Annotated in this window: 22 protein-coding genes; 15 read left to right on the top strand and 7 right to left on the bottom strand. The window is 65.7% G+C overall.

What is annotated here, in order from left to right; all coding sequences use genetic code 11:
• Position 1: 1 nt before the first annotated feature.
• Complete coding sequence (locus F6B43_RS19745; RefSeq protein WP_211368094.1) at positions 2–3124, bottom strand: putative Ig domain-containing protein; 3123 nt, start codon at positions 3122–3124, stop codon at positions 2–4.
• Positions 3125–3572: 448 nt separating this feature from the next.
• Between F6B43_RS19745 and F6B43_RS08565 the strand changes: the two genes are divergently transcribed.
• From F6B43_RS08565 to F6B43_RS08555, 3 genes are all read left to right on the top strand, one after another.
• On the top strand, positions 3573–4292 hold the full coding sequence (locus F6B43_RS08565) for a GntR family transcriptional regulator (RefSeq protein ID WP_150448553.1): 720 nt from the start codon (positions 3573–3575) through the stop codon (positions 4290–4292).
• A 700-nt stretch (positions 4293–4992) separates the two neighbouring features.
• Positions 4993–5655, top strand: coding sequence for a GntR family transcriptional regulator (locus tag F6B43_RS08560; RefSeq protein WP_150448552.1), 663 nt, complete (start codon positions 4993–4995; stop codon positions 5653–5655).
• 378 nt (positions 5656–6033) lie between these two features.
• Positions 6034–7557 (top strand): amino acid permease, encoded by a 1524-nt coding sequence (locus F6B43_RS08555; protein ID WP_150448551.1) that lies wholly within the window; start codon positions 6034–6036, stop codon positions 7555–7557.
• 535 nt (positions 7558–8092) lie between these two features.
• Here F6B43_RS08555 and F6B43_RS08550 read toward each other — a convergent pair.
• Both F6B43_RS08550 and F6B43_RS08545 read right to left on the bottom strand, forming a co-directional pair.
• Entirely contained in the window at positions 8093–8884 is a 792-nt protein-coding gene (locus F6B43_RS08550) for a bestrophin-like domain (RefSeq protein WP_150448550.1), read from the bottom strand.
• Positions 8885–9007: 123 nt separating this feature from the next.
• Entirely contained in the window at positions 9008–9499 is a 492-nt protein-coding gene (locus tag F6B43_RS08545) for a M23 family metallopeptidase (RefSeq protein ID WP_170285603.1), read from the bottom strand.
• 1253 nt (positions 9500–10752) lie between these two features.
• On the opposite strand from F6B43_RS08545, the gene F6B43_RS08540 reads away from it, so the two are divergent.
• The 7 genes from F6B43_RS08540 (at position 10753) to F6B43_RS08510 (ending at position 17588) form a co-directional block, all read left to right on the top strand.
• On the top strand, positions 10753–12531 hold the full coding sequence (locus tag F6B43_RS08540) for a glycosyltransferase family 2 protein (RefSeq protein ID WP_246159882.1): 1779 nt from the start codon (positions 10753–10755) through the stop codon (positions 12529–12531).
• Complete coding sequence (locus tag F6B43_RS08535) at positions 12528–12860, top strand: STAS domain-containing protein (protein WP_150448547.1); 333 nt, start codon at positions 12528–12530, stop codon at positions 12858–12860. The genes F6B43_RS08540 and F6B43_RS08535 overlap by 4 nt, the downstream gene beginning before the upstream one ends.
• A gap of 204 nt (positions 12861–13064) precedes the next feature.
• Entirely contained in the window at positions 13065–13649 is a 585-nt protein-coding gene (locus F6B43_RS08530; RefSeq protein ID WP_150448546.1) for a hypothetical protein, read from the top strand.
• A gap of 69 nt (positions 13650–13718) precedes the next feature.
• Entirely contained in the window at positions 13719–14462 is a 744-nt protein-coding gene (locus F6B43_RS08525) for a YcnI family copper-binding membrane protein (RefSeq protein ID WP_150448545.1), read from the top strand.
• On the top strand, positions 14459–15079 hold the full coding sequence (locus tag F6B43_RS08520; RefSeq protein ID WP_150448544.1) for a copper resistance CopC family protein: 621 nt from the start codon (positions 14459–14461) through the stop codon (positions 15077–15079). Before F6B43_RS08525 ends, F6B43_RS08520 begins: the two co-directional genes overlap by 4 nt.
• Before the next feature lie 158 nt (positions 15080–15237).
• Positions 15238–16500 (top strand): ice-binding family protein, encoded by a 1263-nt coding sequence (locus F6B43_RS08515; protein ID WP_150448543.1) that lies wholly within the window; start codon positions 15238–15240, stop codon positions 16498–16500.
• An 83-nt stretch (positions 16501–16583) separates the two neighbouring features.
• On the top strand, positions 16584–17588 hold the full coding sequence (locus tag F6B43_RS08510; protein ID WP_425486826.1) for a DMT family transporter: 1005 nt from the start codon (positions 16584–16586) through the stop codon (positions 17586–17588).
• Here F6B43_RS08510 and F6B43_RS08505 read toward each other — a convergent pair.
• Positions 17585–18154 carry a nitroreductase family protein gene (locus F6B43_RS08505; RefSeq protein ID WP_150448542.1) on the bottom strand — a complete coding sequence of 190 codons (570 nt, stop codon included), beginning with the start codon at positions 18152–18154 and terminating at the stop codon, positions 17585–17587. The two genes, F6B43_RS08510 and F6B43_RS08505, sit on opposite strands and share 4 nt — an antisense overlap.
• Entirely contained in the window at positions 18151–18570 is a 420-nt protein-coding gene (msrB, locus tag F6B43_RS08500) for a peptide-methionine (R)-S-oxide reductase MsrB (RefSeq protein ID WP_150448541.1), read from the bottom strand. Before msrB ends, F6B43_RS08505 begins: the two co-directional genes overlap by 4 nt.
• A 138-nt stretch (positions 18571–18708) precedes the next feature.
• Here msrB and F6B43_RS08495 point away from each other — a divergent pair, with 138 nt between their 5' ends.
• The 5 genes from F6B43_RS08495 (at position 18709) to groL (ending at position 22932) form a co-directional block, all read left to right on the top strand.
• Positions 18709–19731 carry a DUF2332 domain-containing protein gene (locus F6B43_RS08495; protein WP_150448540.1) on the top strand — a complete coding sequence of 341 codons (1023 nt, stop codon included), beginning with the start codon at positions 18709–18711 and terminating at the stop codon, positions 19729–19731.
• A gap of 78 nt (positions 19732–19809) precedes the next feature.
• The gene (locus F6B43_RS08490; protein ID WP_150449503.1) at positions 19810–20085 is read left to right on the top strand and encodes a DUF3263 domain-containing protein; all 276 of its coding nucleotides are present in this window, start codon (positions 19810–19812) and stop codon (positions 20083–20085) included.
• A 46-nt stretch (positions 20086–20131) separates the two neighbouring features.
• The gene (locus F6B43_RS08485; protein ID WP_150448539.1) at positions 20132–20725 is read left to right on the top strand and encodes a LytR C-terminal domain-containing protein; all 594 of its coding nucleotides are present in this window, start codon (positions 20132–20134) and stop codon (positions 20723–20725) included.
• Between the two features lie 200 nt (positions 20726–20925).
• On the top strand, positions 20926–21126 hold the full coding sequence (locus tag F6B43_RS08480; RefSeq protein ID WP_018172554.1) for a cold-shock protein: 201 nt from the start codon (positions 20926–20928) through the stop codon (positions 21124–21126).
• A gap of 186 nt (positions 21127–21312) precedes the next feature.
• Positions 21313–22932 carry a chaperonin GroEL gene (gene groL / locus F6B43_RS08475; protein ID WP_150448538.1) on the top strand — a complete coding sequence of 540 codons (1620 nt, stop codon included), beginning with the start codon at positions 21313–21315 and terminating at the stop codon, positions 22930–22932.
• Between the two features lie 151 nt (positions 22933–23083).
• Here groL and F6B43_RS08470 read toward each other — a convergent pair whose 3' ends face one another.
• Both F6B43_RS08470 and F6B43_RS08465 read right to left on the bottom strand, forming a co-directional pair.
• Positions 23084–23371: a WXG100 family type VII secretion target gene (locus tag F6B43_RS08470; RefSeq protein ID WP_150448537.1), complete on the bottom strand. Its 288-nt coding sequence runs from the start codon at positions 23369–23371 to the stop codon at positions 23084–23086.
• Positions 23372–23651: 280 nt separating this feature from the next.
• Complete coding sequence (locus tag F6B43_RS08465) at positions 23652–25385, bottom strand: sensor histidine kinase (RefSeq protein ID WP_246159953.1); 1734 nt, start codon at positions 25383–25385, stop codon at positions 23652–23654.
• Between the last annotated feature and the right edge of the window lie 61 nt (positions 25386–25446).

The raw sequence follows: 25446 nt of genomic DNA, 5'->3' as shown, positions 1-25446 counted from the left end.
CTTACCCGTTGTCCTTCTCTTTGTTCTTGACGTAGGCGTTGACGATCGGGACGCGGTCACCGTGGGTGATGAGGTCGGTGGTGAACATTCCGATGAAGCCGAATCGTGCGGGGTCGCCGAGGTACGCGCGGCCACCGGTGATGCGGAGCCCGTCGGTGACGATCGGTTGCGCGGCGGCGTTCTTGCCCGCGCTGCCGAGGGGGAATGCGCCTGACCCGGTGATGGCGGTCGCGTTGAGCTGGAGCCCGATCGCGGTCTCACCCATGTTGAAGAGCGCGGGACGCGTCTCGGTGACCGACTGCAACTCCAGCAATCCCTCGGCTTGCGTCTGGATGTACAGACCTTCGGTGCCGAAACCACCCGGCTCGTACGCGAGCTTGTTTGGGGAGACGGAGATGATTCCACTCGTCGCCGTGGAGAAGTCCGCGCCGGTCGCTTTGAAGACCGCCTTCACTGCCCGGTCCGTGATGTCCGTGGACGAGAGGAATGCTCCCTGGGAGGCTGCCTGCAGCGCGATGCCGTCGTTGGAGTACTGTCCACGCTCGTGCGTGACGCTCACCATCCGTCCCGGATCGGTTGCGCTGCCCAGCCCCGTGATCAGCCGGGAGTTCGTGTCTCGGAAGTAGACCCGGTCGTACAACGGCGCGTAATTCGGATCCATCGCATCCAAGCCCTGTCCGTTGGACGAGCCAAGGAGGCTGTACGTGAAGGGAACCTGATCCAAGCCGTTGGGTCGAACTGCCACATTCAAACTGTTTCCCGCCGTGCCCAGAATCAGCTTGTTCACGACTCCGGGTGCGGGTGGGGGTGGGGTGAGTTGGGTGGTGTTGATGGTGTTGGAGGTGGTGGTGCCGGAGTGGACGCGGAAGTGGGTGTAGTCGGTGGCGCCGTAGGTGGTTTGCCAGTCGAATGAGCTGGTGCCGAGGGTGATTTTGTTTCCGTCGCGGTCGGGGTTGGTTTGCGGGTTGAGGGTGCCCAGGGTGGTCCAGTTCGTTCCGTCGGGGGAGCCTTCGACGATCATCGCGGGGAGTGTGGCGCCGGCGCGTTGTGCGGCGTTGGGGATGTCCCATTGTGCGCCGGTGACGGTGAAGCGGTAGACGGGGCGGGAGGGGTCATCGACGTTCGCGGTGGGCTTGTATCCGTCGGCCATCGCGGGGGTCAGGCGTGCGCCGGTGACGGTGGGGGCGGTGATCGCGGTGGGGGCGGTGAACTGGTCGGTGACGGTCAGTTTCCAGTCTCCGAGCACGGATCCGGCGCGGTCGTTCGGGGTCAACGCGACGGCGTACTGGTTGTCGCCGGCGGTTTCGAGGACGCTCAGTTTCCAGGGTTCGTTGATGTCGGTTCCGATTTTCACGATCTGGCGGGCGTTGCCGGTGGTGTCGGTGACTTCGGCGAAGAACACGCCGCGTTCGGCTGCGCAATCGCCCGCGCCGGTGAGGGTGGCTGTGCCGTAGGGTGCCGACTCGGTTGCCGGGGCGACCTTGAAGGGCAGGCTGGGCCACGGCGTTGCGCCGGGGAACACGGAACCGACCCAGCAGCCGTTGTCGCGGTTGCGTGAGGAGTAGAACTTCACCGATACGTCCCCGGCGGCAGAGTTGGCGACTTTCACCGTGCCCGCCCGGTAGCCGGGCACGAAGTACTTCGCCAGAGTGACGGCACTTGAGGTACTGCCCGTGTCGATTTCGGTCACAGACTTCCAGCCTCCTCCTGCGTCGATCGACCCGATCTCGGAAATACCATCTCGTTGGATGGCGAGCATCTTCTGTCCGTCGACGTCGGTGAAGAACCGCAGGCCGGTCACTTTCGAGTCTCCCGCGACGCTCGACAGCTTCGCACCGGTCTTCGCGTCCAGGATGTCGACCTTGTTCTGCTTCCACCAGCCGATCGCGACCGCGACCTCACCGTTCGGACCGTACTCCCCGAACGACACCAGATCCGGCACCACCCGATCTTGAAGCGTGGCGTGCCAGTTATAGGTCCACAGCTGCGCACCCGTCAACGCATCCGAAGCCACAACCGACCACGCGTCATGCGTCCACCGGCCCGCCACCGACACCAGTTGGCCACCACCATCACCCGGCAACACACCCAAGCCCACCATTGTCGCCACATCCATATCCACAACTAAGTCGTACCGACTCCAGTCGGTGTGCAGTTGAGTCCTATCCTCAAGGGTCTTGCCGTCGAGAATCCGCACGCCACCTCGCGTCAGGCCTACCGCGAGATAGGTCCTCCCATGGACACTCTGCGCGGACAGAGAGGTCACCTGATTCGGGAAGGCGAATTCACGTGACCCGAGTAGCGCTCCATCGCCGCCGTACCTGAACACTCTCATCTTCGGTGCCTCAGAACACGGCAGAACCTCGGGGCAGGTCTCCTTATCGAGGACGACGCCGGCGACGTAGACACTCCCGCCATCTACAGTCAGACGCGCGGTAGGCAACGACATCCCGCCGAGGCTCCCGAGAGAGGTGGCGAACCCCCACCTGTCCCAGCCGAGCTCGCTTCTAACGAGTGCCGGGAAGGACCGGATGACGTTGCCGCCGCGGTTTTGGGGTTCGCGGATTTCGACGTTGGAGCCGTTGATTTGGATGACTTGTTCGTAGCCGAGGCCGAGGACGTCGCCGGTCGCGGCTGCGGAGTTGGGGGCGATGGTGATGCCGGCGCCGGTGGGGATTTCTGCGGCGGGGGAGTGGGCGGGCTCGGAGACGGTGATGGTGTCGCGGTGAAGACCGCTGCGGTCGGCGGATTTCCAATAGATCTGGTAGGAGTATGTTCCGAGGGTGGTGGGGGTGCCGGTGATGGTTCCGGTTCGTGCGTCCAGGGTGAGTCCGGGGGGGAGCGTCCCGTCGGTGATCTGCGCTTCTTGCGTGGTGATGCCTTCACCGAAGTTGTAAGCGAAGTTGTAGGGGGTGTTCGCTCGGGCGTCCAGCGCCGGCTTCTGCAGTGCCGTAACGGGAAGCTCGCAGTGCAGTGTGACCTTGACCGATCGGGGTCCCCCGAAAGGGTAAAAGTTGGTCATCCCGATCCCGGTCGCGCCAGCGCGGTTTCCGGCAGCATCCATGAGGTCCACCGCCGAGACCCCGACCCCGCCGGGCTCGTCCACCTGGACGCCGCGGGGCACCAGGCGTCCCGGTGAGTAATCATGGTCGTCAAGCCTGAAGCTCGGCGGACATTGCAGGGACGCATTGACAACGGGCTTGAAAAATTCGACCGACCACCACTGGTGGGGCGTGGCCGACAGGGAGCCCCCCGTCGTCGCGGCCTGCGCGGCCTGCGCGGCAGTCGGGACTGCCACCACACCGGCGACCAGACCTGACATGACCACACTCGTGACAACGAAAGAACTTTGACGCTTCAACTCAGACACCAATCCTCAGCTCGAATGGATACCAGTATACCATCATCGAGACTCGATTGGCTGTGTGTGGGCCCCCGTTGCCGACGACGGTCGATCGAACCCGTTCTCGCATGCACTGCCGCATCCGCGGACGCGACTCCCGCGCAACGCGATGGAAATCAAGAGCGAGTGTTCCCATCTATTGGGTGGGATTGTTGATATATTGCGGTACATGAACGCCAGCAACGGGACCTTCGCCTCTACGATCACCGGCCCACGACCAACGGTTGGTGATGCGATCTACGACATGTTGATGGAGGCGGTCTTCGACGGGCGTCTCGCGCCGGGTGAGCGCATCAACGACATCTCGCTAGCCAACGAACTGGGTGTCTCGCGCACCCCCGTGCGGGAAGCGTTGCAGAAGCTGCGATCCGTCGGCATCGTTGAGTCGGAACCCAACAGGTTCACTCGCATCGCCGCCGTGACACCCGAGCAGGTCCGAGACCGTCTCGTCGTGTGGACGGCGCTGATGGAGCCCCTCATTCGCGAGGTCGTCGGCGACATCTCCAAGAGCATCCTCCGCGGAATGGGCCAGCAGCATAAGAAATTTGCGCAGGCAGTGTCAAACCTTCAGGGCATCGAACCGGATGACGCGCATCTCGAGAGTCGCATGCGCGAAGCTCGCGAGATCGCCGAGGCCAACTTCAAGTTCTTTACCGCGATCACGCCTTTGAGTGCCAACAAGGAGCTGGTGCGTGCTCTCGAGACGGAGCAGCACGTCATTCGCCTCGGGAGCCTGTCGCTGCCGAATTGGATCGACCTGGCCGCTCTCAGCCTCATTCAGGAGTCTTTCCTTTCCGGCGCCACCGACGGTGATGGTGACGTCATGTCGGGATCAATCAGAAGACTCTCGCTGCTCGCCATTCCAGGAACCGACGCGCAGCAGGGTTAGTCGAGTCCGCGAGTATCACTCTGCTCGAGAGAACCGGATATCAGCAGTCTCATGATCGTGGCGTAACCGTCACACGACCTCGAGGGCGACTGGTGTCCTCGACGGAGGGGTTGCGCGCCCGAAGCGTTGCTCCTCGTGGGGTGCGCGGAACTCGGCGCGAGCCGTGGGTGGTGCGAGCTACTTCTTCTCCGGCGCCGCAGGAATCGGCCTATAGTGCCGACATCACACTCTCCGCGAGGACCGAACGCAGGGTGAAAGCAACGGGATCGCGTCTGGAGAAGGTGCGTCAAGGCCGGGTCGGCGACGCCGCGATCGAGGGTACGACCTGGCGCGGGGATCGACCGTGAAGACCGATCCGTTCGACCCGCACGACGTTGTTCTGACGATTCCGACAGCCGGTGCTTCATGAGGTCCGCAGTTCTCGTACCGTCTTGACGCTTACGGCCTCGCGTATGGATGCCACCGACAGCCGCGCGAGTGGGGCGGAGGCCCGGGCGTGAGAGTGGGCCCGTGTGGGGTACGCGTCGAGGAATCACGGGATGTATCGCGACCGTGAGCGTCGGCGGGCGCCACCACGCGAGATTTGGACACTGTGACGGGCGTGCCGCAGACCCTGGTTCGACTGGGAGTCTCCTCATGATCCGCGCATATCGACAACATCTATTTGCCCCCTAACACTAGTTAGGCTATAATAGATGTTATGTTCACTTACGACAGATATTCGATGACCGACTCCTCCCGTGATGTGAGGTGGGCCCGCGTGGCGGACCAAGTTCACGATGCCTTGCTCGAGGCGATCGTCGAGGGGAAGTTGATCGCTGGCCAGAGCATCGATCACCGAGAATGGGCCGAGCGATTGGGCGTCTCGCGTACCCCGGTGCGAGAGGCGATTCTGCGCCTCGAAGCATTCGGTCTTGTGGATGTCGAAGCCGCGTGTTTCACGCGCGTCACATCCTTCACCCCGGAAGCCGCCGCTCGCGAGCTACGAGATTGGCGTGTCATGCAGCAGGCAGTGATTTCCACGCTCAATCCTGCAGTCCTCCCGGAACTGCTTTGTCAGCTCCGGGAGGCGATTGCCGCCATCTCCAAGAGTCTCGACGATGTTCAGCAACGGGCTGCGGCGGACTTCGCGTACTTTGCCTTGCTGCGTGCGGCCAGTGATTCGCTCTCGCTGCGGCTCGGGGCGACTGCGGCCGCATACCGACTCAGGCTGGCTCTCCCGAATTCTCCCGTCGACACGGAACTACACGAGGCCATTGCGGCGGCGCTCGAGGGTGGAGCGCCGAGTGCTGCGACTACTGTGCTGGGTGGATGGCCGGCGCTTCGGGCGTCGGAAGCCGCTCATCTCTCTGACGCCGCTTAAGAAGATCGACCAGGCTTCGCTTAGCTGACGTTGTGGTATTCTAATATTGCGAGGTCGAGCATTGAGCTCTCTTGCAACCCAACCGGGCGCTCACCACGCCCACTGGTTACCCCCTGTAGCACCCACGGGGGGTAACCAGGCCCTCGGCTCCACGATGGTGGGCCGGGCTTCCTCCTTGACTATCGGCCGCGACAGCCATTCTCAACGAGAGTGCTAATATACGAAAAAGCCGAACCACACGGACTTCTCGTGCGCGTAGGAGCGGGTGCGTTCGCTGCCGCGGGCTTGTCGGATCCGCTTCGGTGTTCGGAGCGAGATCGCAGGCGAGATCGCGTTGCGCATTCGCACTCATCACTGTCGTCACGGAGGTTCCCGTCCTTGAGTTTGTTTCGTACCAAGTCCGTGGAGAGGTCGATCGCTGATACTGACGCTCCGGGGTTCCAGCTCAAGAAGTCGCTGACCGCTCTCGATCTGACGGTTTTCGGGGTGGGTGTCGTGATAGGCGCCGGTATATTCACCCTGACCGGTCGCGCAGCTCATGAGGTTGCCGGGCCGGCGATACTCGTCAGCTTCGTCGTCGCGGCCATCGCTTGCGGACTGGCGGCGCTGTGCTACGCGGAGTTCGCTTCGACGGTGCCGGTTTCCGGCTCTGCTTACACGTTCTCGTATGCGTCTCTCGGCGAGCTGTTCGCCTGGATCATCGGATGGGACCTCATCCTCGAGATGTTCTTGGGCGCGAGTGTGGTCGCACAGGGCTGGAGCGCCTACCTCGGAACACTCATGGAGCAGCTCGGCGTGGCGATTCCCTCAGCGATCGGGCACGGCGGGACGGTCGACGTGATGGCCGTCCTTCTTGTCGTCGTCCTCGGGGCGATAATCACCTTCGGGATCAAGGAGTCGTTGCGCGTGAACCTCGTGCTCGTCGCAGTGAAGCTGTTCATCGTGCTCTTCGTCATCGTCGCTGGAGCGCTCTTCGTCGACCCTGCGAACTGGTCGCCGTTCGTGCCGGAGGAAGCACCTCGCGAGATGGCCACGGGCCTGAGTCAACCCTTGTTGCAGTTCTTCTCTGGAATGGAGCCGACAGCGTTCGGTGTGGGTGGGGTCCTCGCAGGTGCCGCTCTGGTGTTCTTCGCCTTCATCGGCTTCGATGTTGTTGCTACCACTGCGGAGGAGACGCGGAATCCGCAGCGGGACATGCCCATCGGCATCATCGCCTCGCTCATCATCTGTACGCTCCTCTACTGCGCGGTCGCGCTCGTCGTGACAGGCATGGTTCCTTTCGGGGAGCTCGACCCCAACGCGGCGCTGGCCAACGCGTTTGCGTTCCACGGTCAGGTATGGATGGCCACGCTCATCTCGGCGGGGGCGGTTGCAGGTCTCACAACCGTCGTCATGACTCTCATGATCGGTGCCACGCGCATCATCTTCGCGATGTCGCGTGACGCGCTTCTCCCGATGGGACTGGCCAAGGTGCACCCCCGCCTCCGGACTCCATGGGTTATCTCGATCATCGTCACCGCGGTCGTAGCGCTCACTGCGGGTCTGACACCCGTTGGCGTGCTGGAGGAGATGGTCAATATCGGAACACTGTCAGCATTCGTGATGGTCGCAGTTGGCGTGATTGTGTTGCGTCGCAAACGCCCTGACCTCCGTCGCGCGTTTCGGGTACCTTTGAACCCCTGGCTCCCGGCGGTGTCCGCCCTGGTGAGCCTGTATCTGATGCTCAACCTCACAGTCGAGACGTGGCTGCGATTCCTCGTCTGGCTCATGGTCGGTCTTGTCGTCTACTTCGCGTACTCCCGGAAGCGATCTCGACTCGCGCAGCCGGGGTATGCCGACTTCGCGTTGCCCCACGTCATCTCGCCCGAGCCCGACCGGGCGGGAAAGAACCCGCACTCGTAGCCTGTGCGCGCTCCTGCACGCGGCCTCTCTTCCAGGGGAATGTCGATAGTGACCGCTACAAGTGACGCGGCACGTTCACACCATGTCGGGCGGACCGATTCGCAGTGCGGAGATCGTGGTCGCCACTCTGAGGGGAGCGGGAGGCATCTCTTCCGGCGCCGTTACCGAACGTGAGTTGTGCGTGGCAGGCGTGTACACGGTGCACACGCGTGAGGTCCCCCGTGTACGGAGCCGACCGATTGCCCGTCGAACAAGCTCTGGCTCGAGATAACGTGGGCGCGCATGCGATGATCGGCGACGCGAGCGATAACGGTTGCGAGTGCGGCTTCCCACGGATTGCACCGGCGCGACCGAGGTCGGCAACCACGAGGCTGCCCCGAAGATGATCACGATGCACGGTCGGGTCTTGGAGCGATGCACTCTCTCTTGCGGTTGTTGAATCGCGCTCTCCGTAGGAAGCACCACATAGCCGCTCGACCATGCAGGAATTCGCCCCGACCGCCCCGCGGCCTCCTCGATCGTTCTGTCATCCCGGTCAATGATGCGTGTCGACGATCTGTTGGAGTAATCGCTCGAACGGGCCTGGACCGATTGCGATCGCTCCCGCGTAGGGATGGTCCATTGCCGCGGTCACGAATATAACGAGCCCGATGAACAACGCCAGGAGGCCGGCCATAAGCAGATGCAAGCGGAGATTCTTCACCATGATGAAGCTGATGAGTATCGCATTCACCGCGGCACCGACCCATATCACTCCCCACAACAGTGACGGCAAAGCGAGGGCGGTGGCATCGATGCGTGCCCGCCGGGATTCGACAAAATTGTCGAACGTCAGAAGCAGCTGTTGCAGGCGCGCTTGCTCATCGCCTGGGCCTGCGGCAACCGTGTTCAACAACGCCTCCAACTTGTCTACTTCGGAGTCGCTGGCAGTAGGCAGTTGCCCGTCTCGCTGCATCGGGAAGTCGTCGTCGACGACGGTATGGACGTAATCATCGATTACCCGTCGCGCGGGGTCGCCGACCTCGCTCGGTAGTCCGGACGTCGCACGATAGAGGGCGCCCAACTGCCCCGCCTCTTCAATCGTGGTGACTCTGGTCGCAGAGAAATTGTCGTAGACCGAAACGGCGACGAGCGCGAGCAGAATTCCGAAGAAGACCCCGAAAGTCCCGACGACATGGGCGAGGGCGCGATCCCACTCCTTCCCGTCGGTGACCAACCGGGAGACTACCGGTCGCAGCACGATGACGATCGCACAGGACAGGATGACGAACCCACCCACGAATATTGGCAAGATGATCGCGATGTCTGTCTCGTAGAACCATCTCATCGCGGTATCCTCGCGACGACAGTGCGATGACCGGGTTGCTTCATGCCTACAATTCCCTCAACCTCACCGTGGTGCGGCGATCGTGAAAATGCGGATCCCCTTGCCGCTGCGTTTGCTGAAATCCTAGTATACGCTCCTCGCGGCGATAGTGTCGGGGAGCCAGGCGAGTGGATCGCTGGGGCGGTCGTTGATGTGGACCTCAAAGTGCAGGTGGGCTCCATAGGAGCGCCCCGTGTTTCCTACGAGCGCGATGACCTCATCAGCGCTGACGTGTTGCCCTTCTTCGAATTTGCGAGAACCGAACGAAAGATGGGCGTACAGCGTAGAGGTCCGTTCTCCCGTAGGTTCGGGCACTTCGTGATCGATGATGATCGCAACGCCGTACCCTCCATGGTCTTCGCGCGAAACCCTGATGGTGCCCGAGGCTGCTGCGCGAACGGGTGCCCCCTCGGCGGCCGGCAAGTCGATCCCCATGTGCGCGCCGTCTCGTGCTCCGATCCCATCTCCAATGACGACTGCGCCCGATAACGGCCACCGTCGGTCGCGATCGCTCTGGATTGCGGTGACCTCTTGCAGGGTCGTGGCTGAGTATCCGTCTCTGGCGAGAGGCGTCACGGCGGCAGTAGCAGGCGCACGGAACTGTTGTGCGTCCGTTTGGTGGCTGGACGACCTGGAGTCGGTCTCGGGGGCGAGGGCGGATGACCGCATGGGCAAGATTCCCATTCCTGCAACCAGAAGCGTGACGATGCCGGCGTCCGCTCCGCGACGCAACGCGGTGGGGTGGGCGCGATCACGCCTGATCGATACGCCGGTCGACGAAATCATCATCCCTCCTGATATGCAAGTATATCAGAAACGTCAAAGCGAGTGCGACGTGGCCGCGACACCTAGTCCGACGTCATCGCGTCGATGTCGATCTGCGTCGCGGATTCGGCGGAACGTGCGGGGTGCTCGCGGCGCACGGATATGCGATTTTGTCGCTCCCTGTACATCGCAACTGCGATTGCCATGGCGGCGCCGGTCGACGCGAGGATGACCCCGGCTCTGCTCAGTCGGCCCCCAGCCGGTGACTCTGGGCTGACCAGCAGGCCGACCGCGAGGAGGGCGCCGCCGAGGAGTGCGATTGAGGAAGCGGCCGCGAGCAGCGCTCTCGATGCGGAGTGTCTATCGGCGCGCGGTCGAGTGGCAGCCTTCGGGGCTCCTTCCGCGCGGCTCGTCGATGTGCTCGGATTCACTGCACGTCCCTTCCTCGACGCTCATGCCAGGGCTGTCGCGGATCGCGACGACCGGAGGCGATCGCGTAGCGCGGCATGCCTGCATGGCGATCTCCTATCTCCTTGTTGCGATACTAGTCGATAGTGGTATATTGATATCTGCGCGGGGGGATCCCTTCGGCGCGAGGGTGGGGCTCGCCCGAACGGGCCCCACCCTTACTCGCCCGCCACGTGAAGCGCGCAGCGCCCCCCAAATCAGACCCATTGCGGGTGATCGAGTGGCTGCCGAAAAGGTCGTGGCGCCTCCGGTTTCGATCGACACCGTGATCACGCCCCTTGATGACGGTGTAGCTCGCGTTGATGGCGCTGGCCTGCCCTCGTTGGTGCATTCGCGATGAGGTGGGCGAGCGATGTCATCATCCGGACATGTATACTAGAATGTCAGTAAGATGTATGGAGGAGTGAACCCATGGGGATGCCGCGGACGGATGCGCCATCGAGCGAACGCAGCCTGCTGAGCACGATCGCGGCGCTGCTGCGTTCATGGATGGTGAGCGTAGCGCCGTGACACAGGTGATCGTCCCCACCCGGGACAGGTCTCGCGCGGAGCTTGCGTCGCCTAGGCGGGCGCTGACGCTTCGGGTGATCGCCGTGATGAGCGTGATTCTCGGCGTGAACTACATCGCCTGGCGTTGGCTGGACTCCATAAATTGGAGCGCCTGGTGGATATCGATTCCTCTGGTCGTCGCCGAGACGTACGGCCTGATCGACATTTCGCTATTCGCAATGACGATGTGGCGGTCGCAGGGTCGGCCTGCACCACCCGCGCCCGACCCCGGCGCCACTGTCGACGTCTTCATCACGACCTGCAACGAGCCTCTCGAGCTCGTGATGAACACCGCGATCGCCGCGCAGAAGATCCGCTTCCCTCACCAGACGTGGATTCTCGACGATGGCGAACGAACCGAAATGCGTGCTGCGGCTGAAGAAGCCGGGATCGGGTACGTGACCCGTTCGGCAGATTGGAAGGATCGCCCGCGACACGCGAAAGCCGGCAACCTCAATAATGCGTTGGAGTGCACCGCCGGTGAGTTCATCCTCGTCCTCGATGCTGACCAGATTCCGCGACCGGAGATCCTTCACAACACTTTGGGGTATTTTCGCGACGAGGGCGTCGCCGTCGTACAGACCCCCCAGGTCTTCTCCAACGTGCCGGAGGGTGATCCGCTGGGCAGCCAGGCGGAGTTGTTCTACGGTCCGATCCAGCAGGGGAAGGACGGGTGGAACGCTGCGTTCTATTGCGGGTCCAACGCTGTGCTGCGGCGCGAGGCTCTCATGCAGCTCGGAGTCGTCGAGTATGCGCGCGAGGTCGATGAGCGGATTGCTGTCGCGCTCCCCGCTGCGGCGCGCGTTGTCGAGCGGGAACGAGCGCGCGGCGCCGGCCGGGACGAGTCCACCGACAGAGCGTTGAGTGAGACCGCGCTCGCTCTCGAGGAGGCTCGTGCCGCGATGGGCGCGGGAGTGGCTGTTGCCTCCGTGACGTTTGAGCTGCATCGACGAGTGAGCACCGCGGACCGCCCGCTCAGCGATTCAGTGCGCAACTCGCTGAGCCAGATCGTGATCGGGAGCCCGGGGGAAGCCCAACCGATCATGCCCCTGGCCACCGACTCGGTAACCGAAGACCTCGCCACATGCATGCGCCTACACGGTCTGGGTTGGAAGAGTGTCTACCACCACGAACCGCTCGCTGATGGATTGGCGCCCGATGATGTCGGGAGCATGCTCACGCAGCGGCTGCGTTGGGCACAGGGAACGATTCAGGTCTTCCTTCGCGAGAATCCCCTGGGTAGGAAGACGTTGACGATCCCGCAGCGATTGATGTACTTCGCCACGATGTGGACATACCTGAGCGGCTTCGCAACGGTCGTCTACCTCGCCGCACCTATCATCTTCCTGGTTTTCGGCATCCTGCCCGTCGCGACCACCGCGCTCGAGTTCTTCATCCGCTTCATTCCCTTCATCGTCATGAACTGTCTACTGTTCTTCGTCGCTGCCCATCGCTTGACGTTCTGGCGGGGGCAGCAGTACAGCGTCGCGCTCTTCCCGGTGTGGATCTCGGCCTGCGCGACCGCCTTCACCAATGTCGTCTTCCGTCGGCCGTTGGGCTTCGCCGTCACACCGAAAACGCGGCAGGAGTCAGCCGGGCACTGGCGGCTTGTTCGAGTGCAATTGGTCACGATGGCGCTACTGGTCTTGGCCATGATCATCGGATTGTTCAACCTCATGTTCCACCGCGCGGATCTCATCGCGACCGTCGTCAATCTCGCTTGCGCGACTTTCGATCTGGTCGCCCTCAGCGTCTTGATCGTCGGCGTCAGATACCAAGGCTTCACGTCTTCGAGAGCAGCCACCCGAGGCGCGAGGTCCTCATGACGTTCACGGCCGAGAAGGTCTCTCCGGACATCGTGATCGTGCGGGGAGCCGGCACGCTCGACATGGTGAGCGCCCTCGAGCTGCGGGCGATCATCGCGGCAGCGATCTCGCGCGGGGACTGCCGGATCGCAATGGACCTGAGCGGAATCGACGACGTGGACTGGTCAGGGCTCGGAGCGCTCGTCAGTTGTCTGACACGGGCGCGTCGAGCGGGGGGCGACCTGAGAATCGCGGAACCGAGTGACGCGGTCGTGCTCGGATTACACCGATCGAAGCTCGAGAGGGTGTTCGAGGTATTCGACAGTGCCGATGGCGCATATCGGGAGTGATGGCGGTGACGCCGCCTCGCCCGCCCGATCGCTCGACAGCGGGGCATAGGGCGGCGACGGGCCCGCTATCGCCGATCGTTCGAGAACGAGGAACATATGCGCGCGTTGGTCGTCTACGAAACCCTGGGGGAGCAATGCGGAGACGGAGGCGACCGGCGAACCCGTCGCCGCGAGGCTCGCTAGGCTGGCTTCGGAGGTGCCTTCGTGTCGCGGTCAGGTCGTGCAAGTCGCGCGTGGCGCGGCATTGCCGCTGCCGCTGTCGCGACGTTCTTCGCGACCGTCTCGCATGCGGCGGCCGACGGGACCTTTCCTTCGTGGTGGGGTGTGGTCCTTGCCCTGGCGCTTGCCGCGCCCGTATGCGTTCTGTTCGCCGCCCGCGGATTCTCATGGTGGAGAGTATCGGCCGCCATCGTCATCAGCCAGGCACTCTTCCACGCGATCCTCTCGCTCGACCTGAGCGGGTCGGCTGCAGCATCCTCTGGTCACGTCCATGCGCTCGCGGTGGCGTCTGAGATCGCGACAGGTGACTCGCATACCGGGGCGGCACCGGGAATGTGGATGGCGCACGTGGTCGCGGCCATCTGCACCGTGCTGGTGTGGGGGCGCGGTGAGCGGGCCGCTCGCGCGCTCTGGGAGCTGGTGCGCAGCCCGTTCCGTTTGGTGCTGGTGCCGATCAGCGCACGGCCGGTGGCTGCCGCCCCGGCTGTTGCCGTGCGCCCCATTCCGCCCTCGCGGCGTCTCGCTGTTCTGTCGGTGATGAGGAGACGTGGACCGCCGGTCACGGCGTAGTCCCTTTCTTCCACCCCCTTTTTCGCGCACCCCGTCTCTCGGCGTGCGCTGACAGAAAGCAGCATCCGCATGTTTGAAAAGCACATCTTCCGCGCCGTCGCCGGAGCAACAGCCGGTCTCGCCCTCGCGATCGGTATCCCGCTCGCGGCCTCGGCACACGTCACGGTCACTCCGAATACCGCCGACCCGGGGAGCTACAAGAGCGTGCAGTTCCGCGTCCCCAACGAATCCGAGGCTGCGTCGACCGTCCGACTGGAGGTGCAGTTGCCCACCGATACGCCCTTCCTGAGCGTGCTCTACGAACCGGTACCGGGGTGGACCACGACCGTGACCGAGAGCACGCTGCCGGCACCGGTCGTCGTCGATGGCAACACCATCACGCAAGCAGCGACCAAGGTCGTCTTCGAAGCGGTGGACGGGGGCATCCGCCCCGGGCAGCTGCAGAATTTCACGCTGTCACTCGGCCCCGTTCCCGAGGTCGGGAGCATCGTGCTGCCCGCCATCCAGACGTACGACGACGGCACCGTCTCGGAGTGGACGGCGACGCCCGCCCAGGTCGCGGCCGACGACACGCTCGAGCCCGCACCGGTCCTGTATGTGCAAGATGCGGCGCCCGGGGATGCTCATGGCGCCTCTCATGGCGCAAGTCCTGCGCCGAGCGCGACCGCGACCGAAGGCGGTTCGGCGACTGCATCCTCCGATCCCTCCTCGGGGATCGCGCTGGGAGTGAGCATCGCCGGACTCGTTCTCGCCGCGGGTGCGGCCGTGCTTGCGGCGATCGCCCTCGCGCGGGGTCGGAGCAAGGTCTCATGACCTTCCGTCGTGGGTCGGCCGTCGCGGTCGCGGGGTTCGCACTCGCGATCGCGGCGGTCGCCCTCGGCGGGTCCGCCGCATCGGCGCACGATTCGCTGGTCGATGCGACACCCGCTGAGGGACAGAGCGTGGCAACGCTCGACGAAGTGCGCATGGAGTTCAGCGGCGACCTGCTCGGGGCAGACGAGGGCGCCGACATCATCCAGGTGGTCGGCGCCGACGGAACGCACTATGAAACGGGATGCGCCGCGGTGGCCGGGCCCGTGATCACGGTGCCCGTCGCACTGGGCGGGGCCGGCACCTACACCGTGCAGTGGCGGATCGTCTCGTCCGACGGTCACCCGGTGGCGCAGGCGTACACGTTCGACTACGACCCCGCCGAAGGCACTCCGATCGCCCGGGGCTCCGGCGCGTCGCCGTGCTCCTCCGCTGCGACGACCGCCGGCACCGATGCACCCGACCCGGGTGACGCGAGTACGGCCGCGAACACGGTGAATGGTCTGTCGATCGGACTCGTCATCGGGGGAGTCGTGGTGATCGGCGTCCTCATCGCGGTGGTGGCGATCCTCCGGCGTTCGTCGTCTCCGGCGTCGGGCGAGAACGACCCGCCGGAGTAGGAATCCTTGGCCTGCGGCGCCGCGCCGCAGGCCAAGGTTGTCTCAAGGCTTCCCCGTGATTCCACCGCTCGCGGTGGATCCGTGGTAAGCCAGCAGTAGGCGCAGATTCTGCCGACGCTCGGAGACGATCACTGTTCCTGCCTACGAAGGGCTCGAACATGGTCGCATTCCCGCCTCACACCCGTGTCGTCGCAGCAGTATTCGCCGCGTCGCTCTCGATTCTGCTTCCCCTCTCCGCCGCGAACGCGGTCACCACGATCGACGGTCCCGTCGACCTCGGCACTGCAAAGCCGTTCGCCGTGCTCGCAGGCTCCGCCGTGACGAACACGGGAACATCCGTCCTCAACGGCGATGTCGGACTCAGCCCTGAGACGTCCATCACAGGATTCCCGCCGGGCACCGTGAACGGAACGATTCACCCGACCGACGAGGTCGCTGCTCAGGCACAGCTCGACCTGACGACCGCTTACGGAGTGGCCGCGGGTCTGACACCCATGCAGAGCGGCTTGGGCGACCTGACCGGTCTCACGCTCACGCCCGGGGTCTATTCGGGTGGCGAGTTATCCGTCACCGGTGCGCTCAGGCTGGAAGGGACCGCCGAGTCGGTCTGGGTCTTCCAGGCGGCATCCACACTCCTCATCGGCGGAAGCGGCATCGTGACCGTCACCGGGGGAGCCAGCGCCTGCAACGTGTTCTGGCAGGTGGGGTCGTCCGCCACGCTCGACCCGGGCGCACACCTCGAGGGCACCGTGATGGCTGATGTGTCGGTGACGGCGAAGACCGCCGCGACCATCACCGGTCGGCTGCTCGCCCGCACAGGCGCGGTGACGCTCGACACGAACACGATCACCCTGCCGAGCGGATGCGACACGGCGGTCGGCGCCGTGCGATCGAGTCCGACGATCACCTCGGCCGCCCCGGCGAGCGGGGAGGTCGGCACCGCTTACTCCCACACCTTCACCGCGTCGTCCGTACCCGCATCCGCATTCAGCGTGACCGCTGGCGCCCTGCCTTCGGGCCTCACGCTGGACAGCGCGACCGGAGTGCTCAGTGGACAGCCGACGACGGCGGGGGACTTCGACTTCGATATCACCGCCTCGAACGGCACCTCGCCGGACGCCGTCGCGTCATACACGATCGTCGTCGGTGCGGCGACGGTCTCGGCCGTGACTCCGACCAATGGCGAGGTCGCCATCGAAGCGAGCCTCGCTGAGAGCGGCTCCGCCGGCATCGGCTCCACGCCGTGGGTGGCCGGCGCGCTCCTGGTCGTGGGTGTGCTGCTCGTGATGCGTTCGCGCACACGAAGACTCGCCGCCGTCGCGCCCACTCGCCGAAACGGTCTCGCGGAGGCCTCGCTCCGCCGTGAGACCTTCGTCAGCGCTCGCACTGCGCGCAAGGGCACCCGCAGCGATCGCTCCTGACGCACCACCTGTTCGGCTCGCCCTGCGCGGCACCCCTTCCTTTTCCGGAATGATGAGGGATACCGACGCAGAAGAGGACCCAGGTGCACGCGTTCGATGTCGAGCGGAACGATCGCCGTGATCGCGCGCGGATCCCCCTCTGGGCCGCGCTTGCGGGCGCCGTCCTCGTCGGGGTGCTGACCGCTGTCCAGGCACGCATGAACGGGCAGCTCGGTCTGCGGCTCGGCGACGGGTTCACAGCCGCGGTGATCTCGTTCGGGTCGGGGCTCGCCATCCTCATCGTGCTCTCGCTGGTCTTCGCCTCCGGCCGTCGGGGAGCGATGCGGTTGGTTCGCGAAGTGCGAGCACGGCGGATTCCGTGGTGGATGCTGGCGGGAGGCGCCGCGGGCGCCTTCACGGTAGCGACCCAGGGGCTGGCGGTGGGCCTCATCGGCGTCTCGCTCTTCACCGTCGGCGTCGTGGCGGGCCAGACCGTGTGCGGACTCATCCTCGATCGCACCGGCTACGGACCGAGCGGGGTCGTCGCCGTGACCGTCGGGCGACTCGTCGGCGCGGCTCTTGCCCTGGTCGCTGTCGCGATCTCTTTCGGCGGAGGCTCGGCGGGCATCCCTTTCTGGATGCTGGTGCTCCCGTTCCTCGCCGGTGCGGGCATCGCCTGGCAGCAGGCCACGAACGGCCGGCTGCGTGCCAGGGTAGGCGCTCCCCTGACGGCGACGCTCGTGAACTTCGCCGGAGGAACTGCGGTCTTGACAGTCGCCGCCGTCGCCCGGATCGCGATCGTGGGCCCGCCGACGGCGTTCCCCACGGAGCCGTGGATCTACCTCGGAGGAGCGGCCGGCGTGGTCTACATCTTCCTGTCCGCCGCGCTGGTCGCCTATACGGGCGTGTTGCTCCTCGGCCTGGGTTCCGTCGTGGGGCTGCTGATCACATCCATCGTGCTGGACGCTGTATGGCCCGCCGCCGGGGACCCGGGTCTCGCGCGCGAAGCGGTCACGGTCGGAATCGCGCTGATCTCCGTCGTCGTCGCCGTCGTTCCGTGGCGGCGCGTCCTCGGACGCGGGCAGCGCGCGGACGGCACCGGGGCCTAGGACGCGGCGTCGCCGGTGCCCTTCTTCTCCCGCGGCATGCGAGACAGGTGGTGGCGCGCGTCCACGGCCTTGCGCCTGCTCGGCCGGGTACGCGGCGGCTTGCCTCCGACGTAAAGCCAGCCGAGGAGCTCTTCGTTCTTCTCGAGTCCGTGCGCCTTGGCAACCGGCTTGCTGCGCGTGTAGTGGCCTGTGCGCCACAGCACGCCCCAACCGGCGTCGTCCAGCAGCAGGCTGAGCATGTGCGCGACACCTGAGGCGACCGCCTCCTGCTCCCAGCGCGGGATCTTGTCGCTCTTGCGATAGCTGGCCACCACAGCGATCAGCAGGGGAGCGCGCAATGGCTTCGTCGACGAACCGTCCTTGCCCTCGGCCTTGTTGATCGCGCGTCCCAGCCTGTCGCGATCGGCCCCGCGCAGTTCGATGAGACGCCATGGGCGCAGTGACGAGTGATCGGCGACGCGTCCAGCCGCCGAGACGAGGGGGACCAGCTCTGCGCGAGTGGGCGCAGCATCCGTCACCTTCGACCAGGACCTGCGGGATGAGACCGCTTCGAGAGCGCCTGTCACGCCTCGGCGTCCGGTGAGAACGTGAGCGAGATCGAGTTCATGCAGTATCGGTCGCCCGTCGGGGTGCCGAAGCCGTCGGGGAAGACGTGCCCGAGGTGGGATCCGCAGTTCGCGCAACGGACCTCGGTACGGAGCATCCCCATGCTGCGGTCTTCGATCAGTTCGACGGCCTCGGGACGCACCGACTCGTAGAAGCTCGGCCACCCGCAGTGCGAGTCGAACTTCGTTCCGCTGCGGAACAGCTCCGCTCCGCACGCCGCACAGGTGTAGAGGCCGGCGCGGCTCTCGTCCAGCAGCTCGCCGGTCCACGCGCGCTCGGTCGCCGCCTCACGCAGAACGGCGTACTGCTCGGCGTCGAGTTCTGCTCGCCACTGCTCGTCGGTCTTCGTGACGGCGTAGTTCGATTCGTCTGCCATGGGTCCTCCTTGTTCGGTCCCGGCGATCGCGGTTTCATCGCGGCGCGAGGGGATCGGTCTCGTCTATTCAACCCGACGCGGAGCGCGGGTGTCTCGGCTCGATACGTGCGGCGCTGGATGTTCGCCCAGAATGGGCGCATGGAAACGGATGCCGCTGCCGCCGTCTCCGCCCGTTATGCCCGCTTCGCGGTCGACGAGGCGCCCGGACGGTCGGACCTGTACGCCGAGTGGGCGGGCGGCGTGGCGACCGATCCCGTCGTGGCGGCGATCCTCGCCCGGATCGCTCCCGCGCATCGGCAGCCCCCGCTCGTTTTCGCGGTGAGCCGTCTGCTCGGGGCACCAGAACAGGCCTATCCCCATTGGGCGGAGTGGATGCGCGACCACGCGGACGCGCTGGTCGATGAGTGCGGGCGGCGGAGCATCCAGACGAATGAGCCGCTGCGGTGTGCGGCGTTGCTGCCGGCGCTGGGTCTGGTGGAAGGGCCCATCGCGCTTCTGGAGATCGGCGCGAGCGCGGGACTGTGCCTCTACCCCGATCGCTACTCCTATCGCTACCTGGACGGCGACGAGGTGACGCGCGTCGATCCGCGAACCGGACCGTCCCGGGTCCAGCTCGAGTGCGAGCTGCGCGGCGATCGGCGGCCGCCCGTGCGGGAGATGCCGGAGATCGTGTGGCGCGGCGGCATCGACCTCGCGCCCCTGAACGCGACGGATCCAGACGACCGGCGGTTCTTGACGACGCTCGTGTGGCCCGGTGAGACGGGGAGGGCCGACCGCGTGCGCGCGGCGCTCGACGTTGTGGCGCACGAGATTCTGGTGGGGGATCCGCCGGCGGTGATCACGGGCGACGCGACCGACCCCGATCTGCTTGCGCGCGTGGCCGCGATGGCCCCGCGCGAGGCGACGTTGGTCGTCACGACGCCGGGCGTTCTCCCGCACATTCCGCGCGAGGGGCGCGAGCGCCTGATCGACGTGGTGCAGAACATGGACGCGGAGTGGATCACCATCGATCCCGGCGGACTGCACGACTGGGATGCAGCGCTCGATCCCGGTGAACGGAACGAATTCCTGCTGGGGCTCAACAGCAGGCCGCTCGCGGTCGTCGACCCGCTCGGCGGTTTCGTGGAGTGGCGCCACGGCACATCCAAGACCGCGGGCTAACGTGAGGGCGTGCCCCAGACCGACATCGCAGACACGACCCGATCGACGATCGGTGATCGGTCGGCGCACGCCGCGTCGATGGGGGCCGATACGGACCCGGACGCCGGCGATCTGTCTGAGCGCGATCGCGCCATTCTCGACTTCGAGGCTGCGTGGAGCAGGCATGCCGGAGCCAAAGAGGAGGCCATCCGAGCCGAGCTCGGGCTCACTCCGGCGCGGTACTACCAGTTGCTCGGCCGCCTGCTGGATTCAGCCGAGGCGGTCGTCTACGACCCGATGCTGGTCAAGCGACTGCGGCGCATCCGCGATGCACGAGAGCATGCCAGGCTCGCGCGCGCGGCCGCCGGTCGCTGAGGATGTCGCGACGGCGGCCCTCAGCCCGGCCCGATAACATCGGGGGATGCCGAATTCGACCTACCCGAGGGATCGCTTCGACGACCTCCCTCAGGCGCCCGGCCGAGTCGGCGCGCACCGCGCCGAGAACCCCCATATGCGGGGCTGGGTGGTCTTCTTCTGGGCCCTCATCGCGACGGTCATCCTCATCGCGCTGGGCATCTTCGGCACCCTCGTCGTCTCGGGCAAGGTGACGCTCTTCCCCACGCCGACGCCGAGCGCCACCCCGACGCCGGTCGTCACGCCGGTGATCGATACGAGCTACACGGTCCTCGTCCTCAACGCCACCCCTGAGACGGGCCTGGCGACGCAATTCCGCGACCGCATCGTGAACGCCGGCTGGTCGGCCGACAAGGTCTCCGCCAGCGGCGCGGGGTCGACCGACTTCCCGACGACGACCATCTATTACGCTCTGCCGTCCGACGAGGCGGCAGCGCTCGGACTCGCGCAGGTGGTGGGCGGTGCGGCGATCGCCCAGAGCAACGCCTACCAGGCCACCGACGATCCGGGCACCGCTGCCGACGAGAGTCAGGCCCGCCAGCTCACGGTCGTGATCGGCATCGACAGCACGGCTGCCGCGAGCTCGACGCCCACTCCGTAGCTCGACGCCCGTTCCTCTGCTCGGCGCCCGTTCCTGCGCTCGGCGCCCGTCCACCGGCGTCGTCGTCCCCGATTTCGAGGCCTGTGTTTCACACCGGTAAACAGTTCGATGCACGCGCGTCAACAGTTGCCTGAGACGCGTTTGAGCTGTTCCCGGCGTGCATACGATGACCCTGTCCCACCAGCAACAGGAGAGATCGCATGACCCAGGGCACCGTCAAGTGGTTCAACGCCGAAAAGGGCTTCGGCTTCATCACCGTCGCGGACGGCCAGGATGTGTTCGTGCACTACTCGAACATCGACATGTCGGGTTTCCGCGTGCTCGAAGAGGGCCAGACGGTCGAGTTCACCGTGGGCGCCGGTCAGAAGGGTCCGCAGGCCGAATCGGTCCGCGTCGTCTGAGAACGGCATCCGTCGACCCGGACCCTCCGGGGGCTGCGGGTGCACGATGACGCTGCGTGGCGGCATCCCTCCCGTGGCTTGCACTCGCATGGGTCGAGTGCCAGAATGGATTAGCACTCGTTATTGTCGAGTGCTAATGACCATTCGCTACGTCCGGACGAGACGTCCGGGAGGGACGACACACACATGGCAAAGATCATCGCTTTCGACGAGGAGGCCCGCCGTGGTCTCGAGCGCGGCCTGAACATCCTGGCTGACGCCGTCAAGGTGACACTCGGCCCCCGCGGTCGCAACGTCGTGCTCGAGAAGAAGTGGGGCGCCCCCACGATCACGAACGACGGTGTCTCCATCGCCAAGGAGATCGAACTCGACGACCCGTACGAGAAGATCGGCGCGGAGCTCGTCAAGGAGGTCGCCAAGAAGACCGACGACGTCGCAGGTGACGGCACCACGACGGCTACCGTTCTGGCTCAGGCGCTCGTCAAGGAGGGCCTCCGCAACGTGGCCGCCGGCGCCGACCCGATCTCGCTCAAGCGCGGCATCGAGAAGGCTGTCCAGGCCATCTCCGACGAGCTGCTCGCTTCGGCCCGTCCGGTCGAGTCCAAGGAGCAGATCGCTGCCACCGCGTCGATCTCGGCCGCTGACCCGACGATCGGCGCGCTGATCGCCGAGGCGATCGACAAGGTCGGCAAGGAGGGCGTGGTCACCGTCGAGGAGTCCAACACCTTCGGCACCGAGCTCGAGCTCACCGAGGGCATGCGCTTCGACAAGGGCTACATCAACCCCTACTTCGTGACCGACCCGGAGCGTCAGGAAGCGGTCTTCGAAGACCCTTACATCCTGATCGCAAACCAGAAGATCTCGAACATCAAGGACCTGCTGCCGATCGTCGACAAGGTGATCCAGGAGGGCAAAGAGCTCGTCATCATCGCCGAGGACGTCGAGGGTGAGGCTCTCGCGACTCTCGTGCTCAACAAGATCCGCGGCATCTTCAAGTCGGCCGCTGTCAAGGCACCCGGCTTCGGTGACCGTCGCAAGGCGCAGCTGCAGGACATCGCGATCCTCACCGGTGGTCAGGTCATCACCGAAGAGGTCGGCCTCAAGCTCGAGAACGCCACGACCGACCTGCTCGGCCGTGCGCGCAAGGTCATCATCACGAAGGATGAGACCACGATCGTCGAGGGTGCGGGAGAGTCGTCGCAGATCGAGGGTCGCGTGACCCAGATCCGCCGCGAGATCGAGAACACCGACAGCGACTACGACCGCGAGAAGCTTCAGGAGCGTCTTGCGAAGCTCGCCGGTGGTGTCGCCGTCATCAAGGCCGGCGCCGCGACCGAGGTCGAGCTCAAGGAGCGCAAGCACCGCATCGAGGACGCTGTCCGCAACGCGAAGGCTGCCGTTGAAGAGGGCATCGTCGCCGGTGGTGGCGTTGCGCTCATCCAGGCGGGCAAGAACGTCTTCGCGACGCTCGAGCTCACCGGTGACGAAGCGACCGGGGCGAACATCGTCAAGGTCGCCATCGAGGCCCCGCTGAAGCAGATCGCCCTGAACGCCGGTCTCGAGCCGGGCGTCGTCGCCAACACCGTCGCGGGCCTCCCGATCGGTCACGGCTTGAACGCCGCGACCGGTGAGTACGGCGACCTGTTCGCGCAGGGCATCATCGACCCCGCCAAGGTCACGCGCTCGGCGCTGCAGAACGCGGCCTCGATCGCCGGTCTGTTCCTGACGACCGAGGTCGTCGTCGCAGACAAGCCGGAGAAGGTCTCGGCTCCGGCCGGCGACCCGACGGGCGGCATGGACTTTTGATGCGTGACGGATCATCGCGAGCGTAGCCCGCGGTGATCCGGCTCGGATCAAGGTCGAGTAGCGCGCTTGTGTGCGCGTCGAGACCCTCGTCCTCGACAGAACGGCCCCTCCTCAGGAGGGGCCGTTCTGCGTTTCCGGAGCAGTCTCGGGATCAGCGGAACAAGCTCAGGTTCATCTGCTCGGCGTCGGCGTACTGCTGACCTGCCGAGGCCAGAGCCGAGCTGATTCCCGCCAAGGTCTCTTCGACCTGACGCTGCGTCGCGCGCCACTGATCGATGTTGCTCTGGAACGCGATCGCGGCCATGCCGGTCCACGAATGCTGAAGCAGGGTGAGCTGCGCGAGCATCGCGTTCGAGTCGGCCTGGAGCCTGTCGATCGTCTGCCGAACGGCGGAGGTGGCGGAAAAGACAGCGTCGCTGTCGACGGAAAAGGCGGACATTTCGCTCCTTGAATGGTTCGGATGTGGTCACGTTACGGACCGCGTAGTGCCGAAGCGTCGGTCTCCACCGGACTCTCACCTCCGTCACGGTGGCGATGCCGTTGGGGAGGAACCGGCGCTCCGTAGGCGGGTGCGGCAATGGCACCGCCTTCGCGGACATCTCGGAGGATCGGCGGGGCGGGAGTCGACGAGATCGGCGCTGACGCCGGGCAGCCGCGTGATCGATCCTTCGAGATGTCCGCATCCGCCCGCAGCCTCGCCGCGGGCGTCGCTGAGCGGATCAGGGAGTGGGGATGCCGGAACCACGCGTCATCGGAAGCGGCTGCGTCTCGATCAGCAGGTGCTCGGCGGCATCGGCGGGAGGAGCGAGGGGGAACCCGACACGGAAGGTCGCGCCGCCTCCGGAGGTCTCCGTGACGTCCACCGATCCGTGCAGGGCCTCGACGATCGATGAGACGATCGACAGACCCAGGCCCGCGCCGCCCGTCTCACGTGTGCGCGATGTGTCTGCGCGCCAGAAACGCTGGAAGATCTTGTCGCGCAGCTGCTCGGGGATGCCTTCGCCGTGGTCGATCACTTCGATCCAGCCCATCCGCGTGGGGCCGTCGACGCCGACCTTCACCTCGATCGGCGAGTCCTCCGAGGTGAACCGCCGCGCGTTGCCGAGGAGGTTCGTCACGACCTGGCGGATGCGATTCTCATCGCCGAGCACGATGGGCGGGGCGCTCGCGGGCGCGCTCGCGCGGAGGACGTCATCCGACGGCGCTGCCGGTGGCGGTATCTCAGCCCCAGTCGCGCGGCTCGCCGGCACGGGGCGCGGGCGCCGCCGGAGCAGCGACAGGGTCGATACTCCGGCCCGGGCGATCGCCGAGGTGGGAGGCGCCGCGCGCCGCGACGGTGCGTCGGGGCCGAGCTCGACAGCAGGCTCGGCAATGAGCTCCGGCTCGGGCGGCGGTGGCGCGACGATCGTGGTGTCGATGACGGTGACCGGGCGCTGAGGTGCCGCGGCGCGGACGTCGAGCGCAGCATCCCGAGCCACCGGGCGCAGATCCACCGGCGCGATCACGACGTCGCGGCGCTCGTCGAGCCGGGCGAGTGCCAGCAGGTCTTCGACCAGCACGCCCATGCGCTTGGCCTCCGATTCGATGCGGCTCATCGCCTGGGCGACGTCTTCGTCGCTCGTGATCGCGCCCATGCGGTAGAGCTCGGCATACCCGCGTACGGTCACCAGCGGGGTACGCAGCTCATGACTGGCGTCGCCGATGAAGCGCCGCATCTGGCGCACGGTGGCATCGCGCTCCGACAGGGCGCCGTCGATGCGACCGAGCATGGTGTTGATGGCCGTCTTGAGGCGGCCGACCTCGGTGCCGGGCTCGATGTCGGTCATGCGCTGGCTGAAGTCGCCCGAGGCGATCGACATCGCCGTCGTCTCGACCTGGCCGAGGCTGCGGAACGCCAGAGTCACGAGCAGGCGGGTGAGGAATGCACCGGCGATGATCGTGATGAGCGCCAACACACCGTAGATCCCGAGGTAGGACGTCACTACCCGGTCGACCGGTGCGATCGACTGCGCAACGAGCTGCGTGTAGAGGTTCCCGCCGTTCGGGCCTTCCAGCACCGACACCACGGCGTGGTAAGGCGCGCCGCCCTCGGCGCTCGCGAGTTCGAACGAGTCGGAGCTCGTGACAGCCAGCTCGAGGGGGAACGCCGGGGGAATGACCGGTGAGGCGACGTCACGACCTCCGGTGTGAGCCTGGAGGACGCCGTCCGGCCCGTACACGGCGAGGAAATAGTCCGGCTCGACGGCGTTCGGATCGACCACGAAGGTCGTGCCGTCGCTGGCGAGGGAGAAAACGGATTTCGCGGGGTCCGTCGCCGCGATCTGGGCGAGTTGCTCGTTGAGGTTCGCTATCAGGGTGTTGCGCAGGAAGACCGCGGTGCCGAAACCCGCAGCGATCAGACCGATCGCGAGCAGCGCGACGGTGACCCCGGTGATCTTCGCGCGCAGGCTGATGCCACGCCACCATCGGGTGACCGTATCCGTCTTCTCTGTCAGGGCGGCCCCTCTCGTCAGG

It is taken from the genome of Microbacterium rhizomatis, assembly GCF_008710745.1.
GTDB classification, from domain to species: domain Bacteria; phylum Actinomycetota; class Actinomycetes; order Actinomycetales; family Microbacteriaceae; genus Microbacterium; species Microbacterium rhizomatis.
Note: the sequence above shows the minus strand (reverse complement) of the source record. Positions and strands in the feature narration are given on the sequence as shown.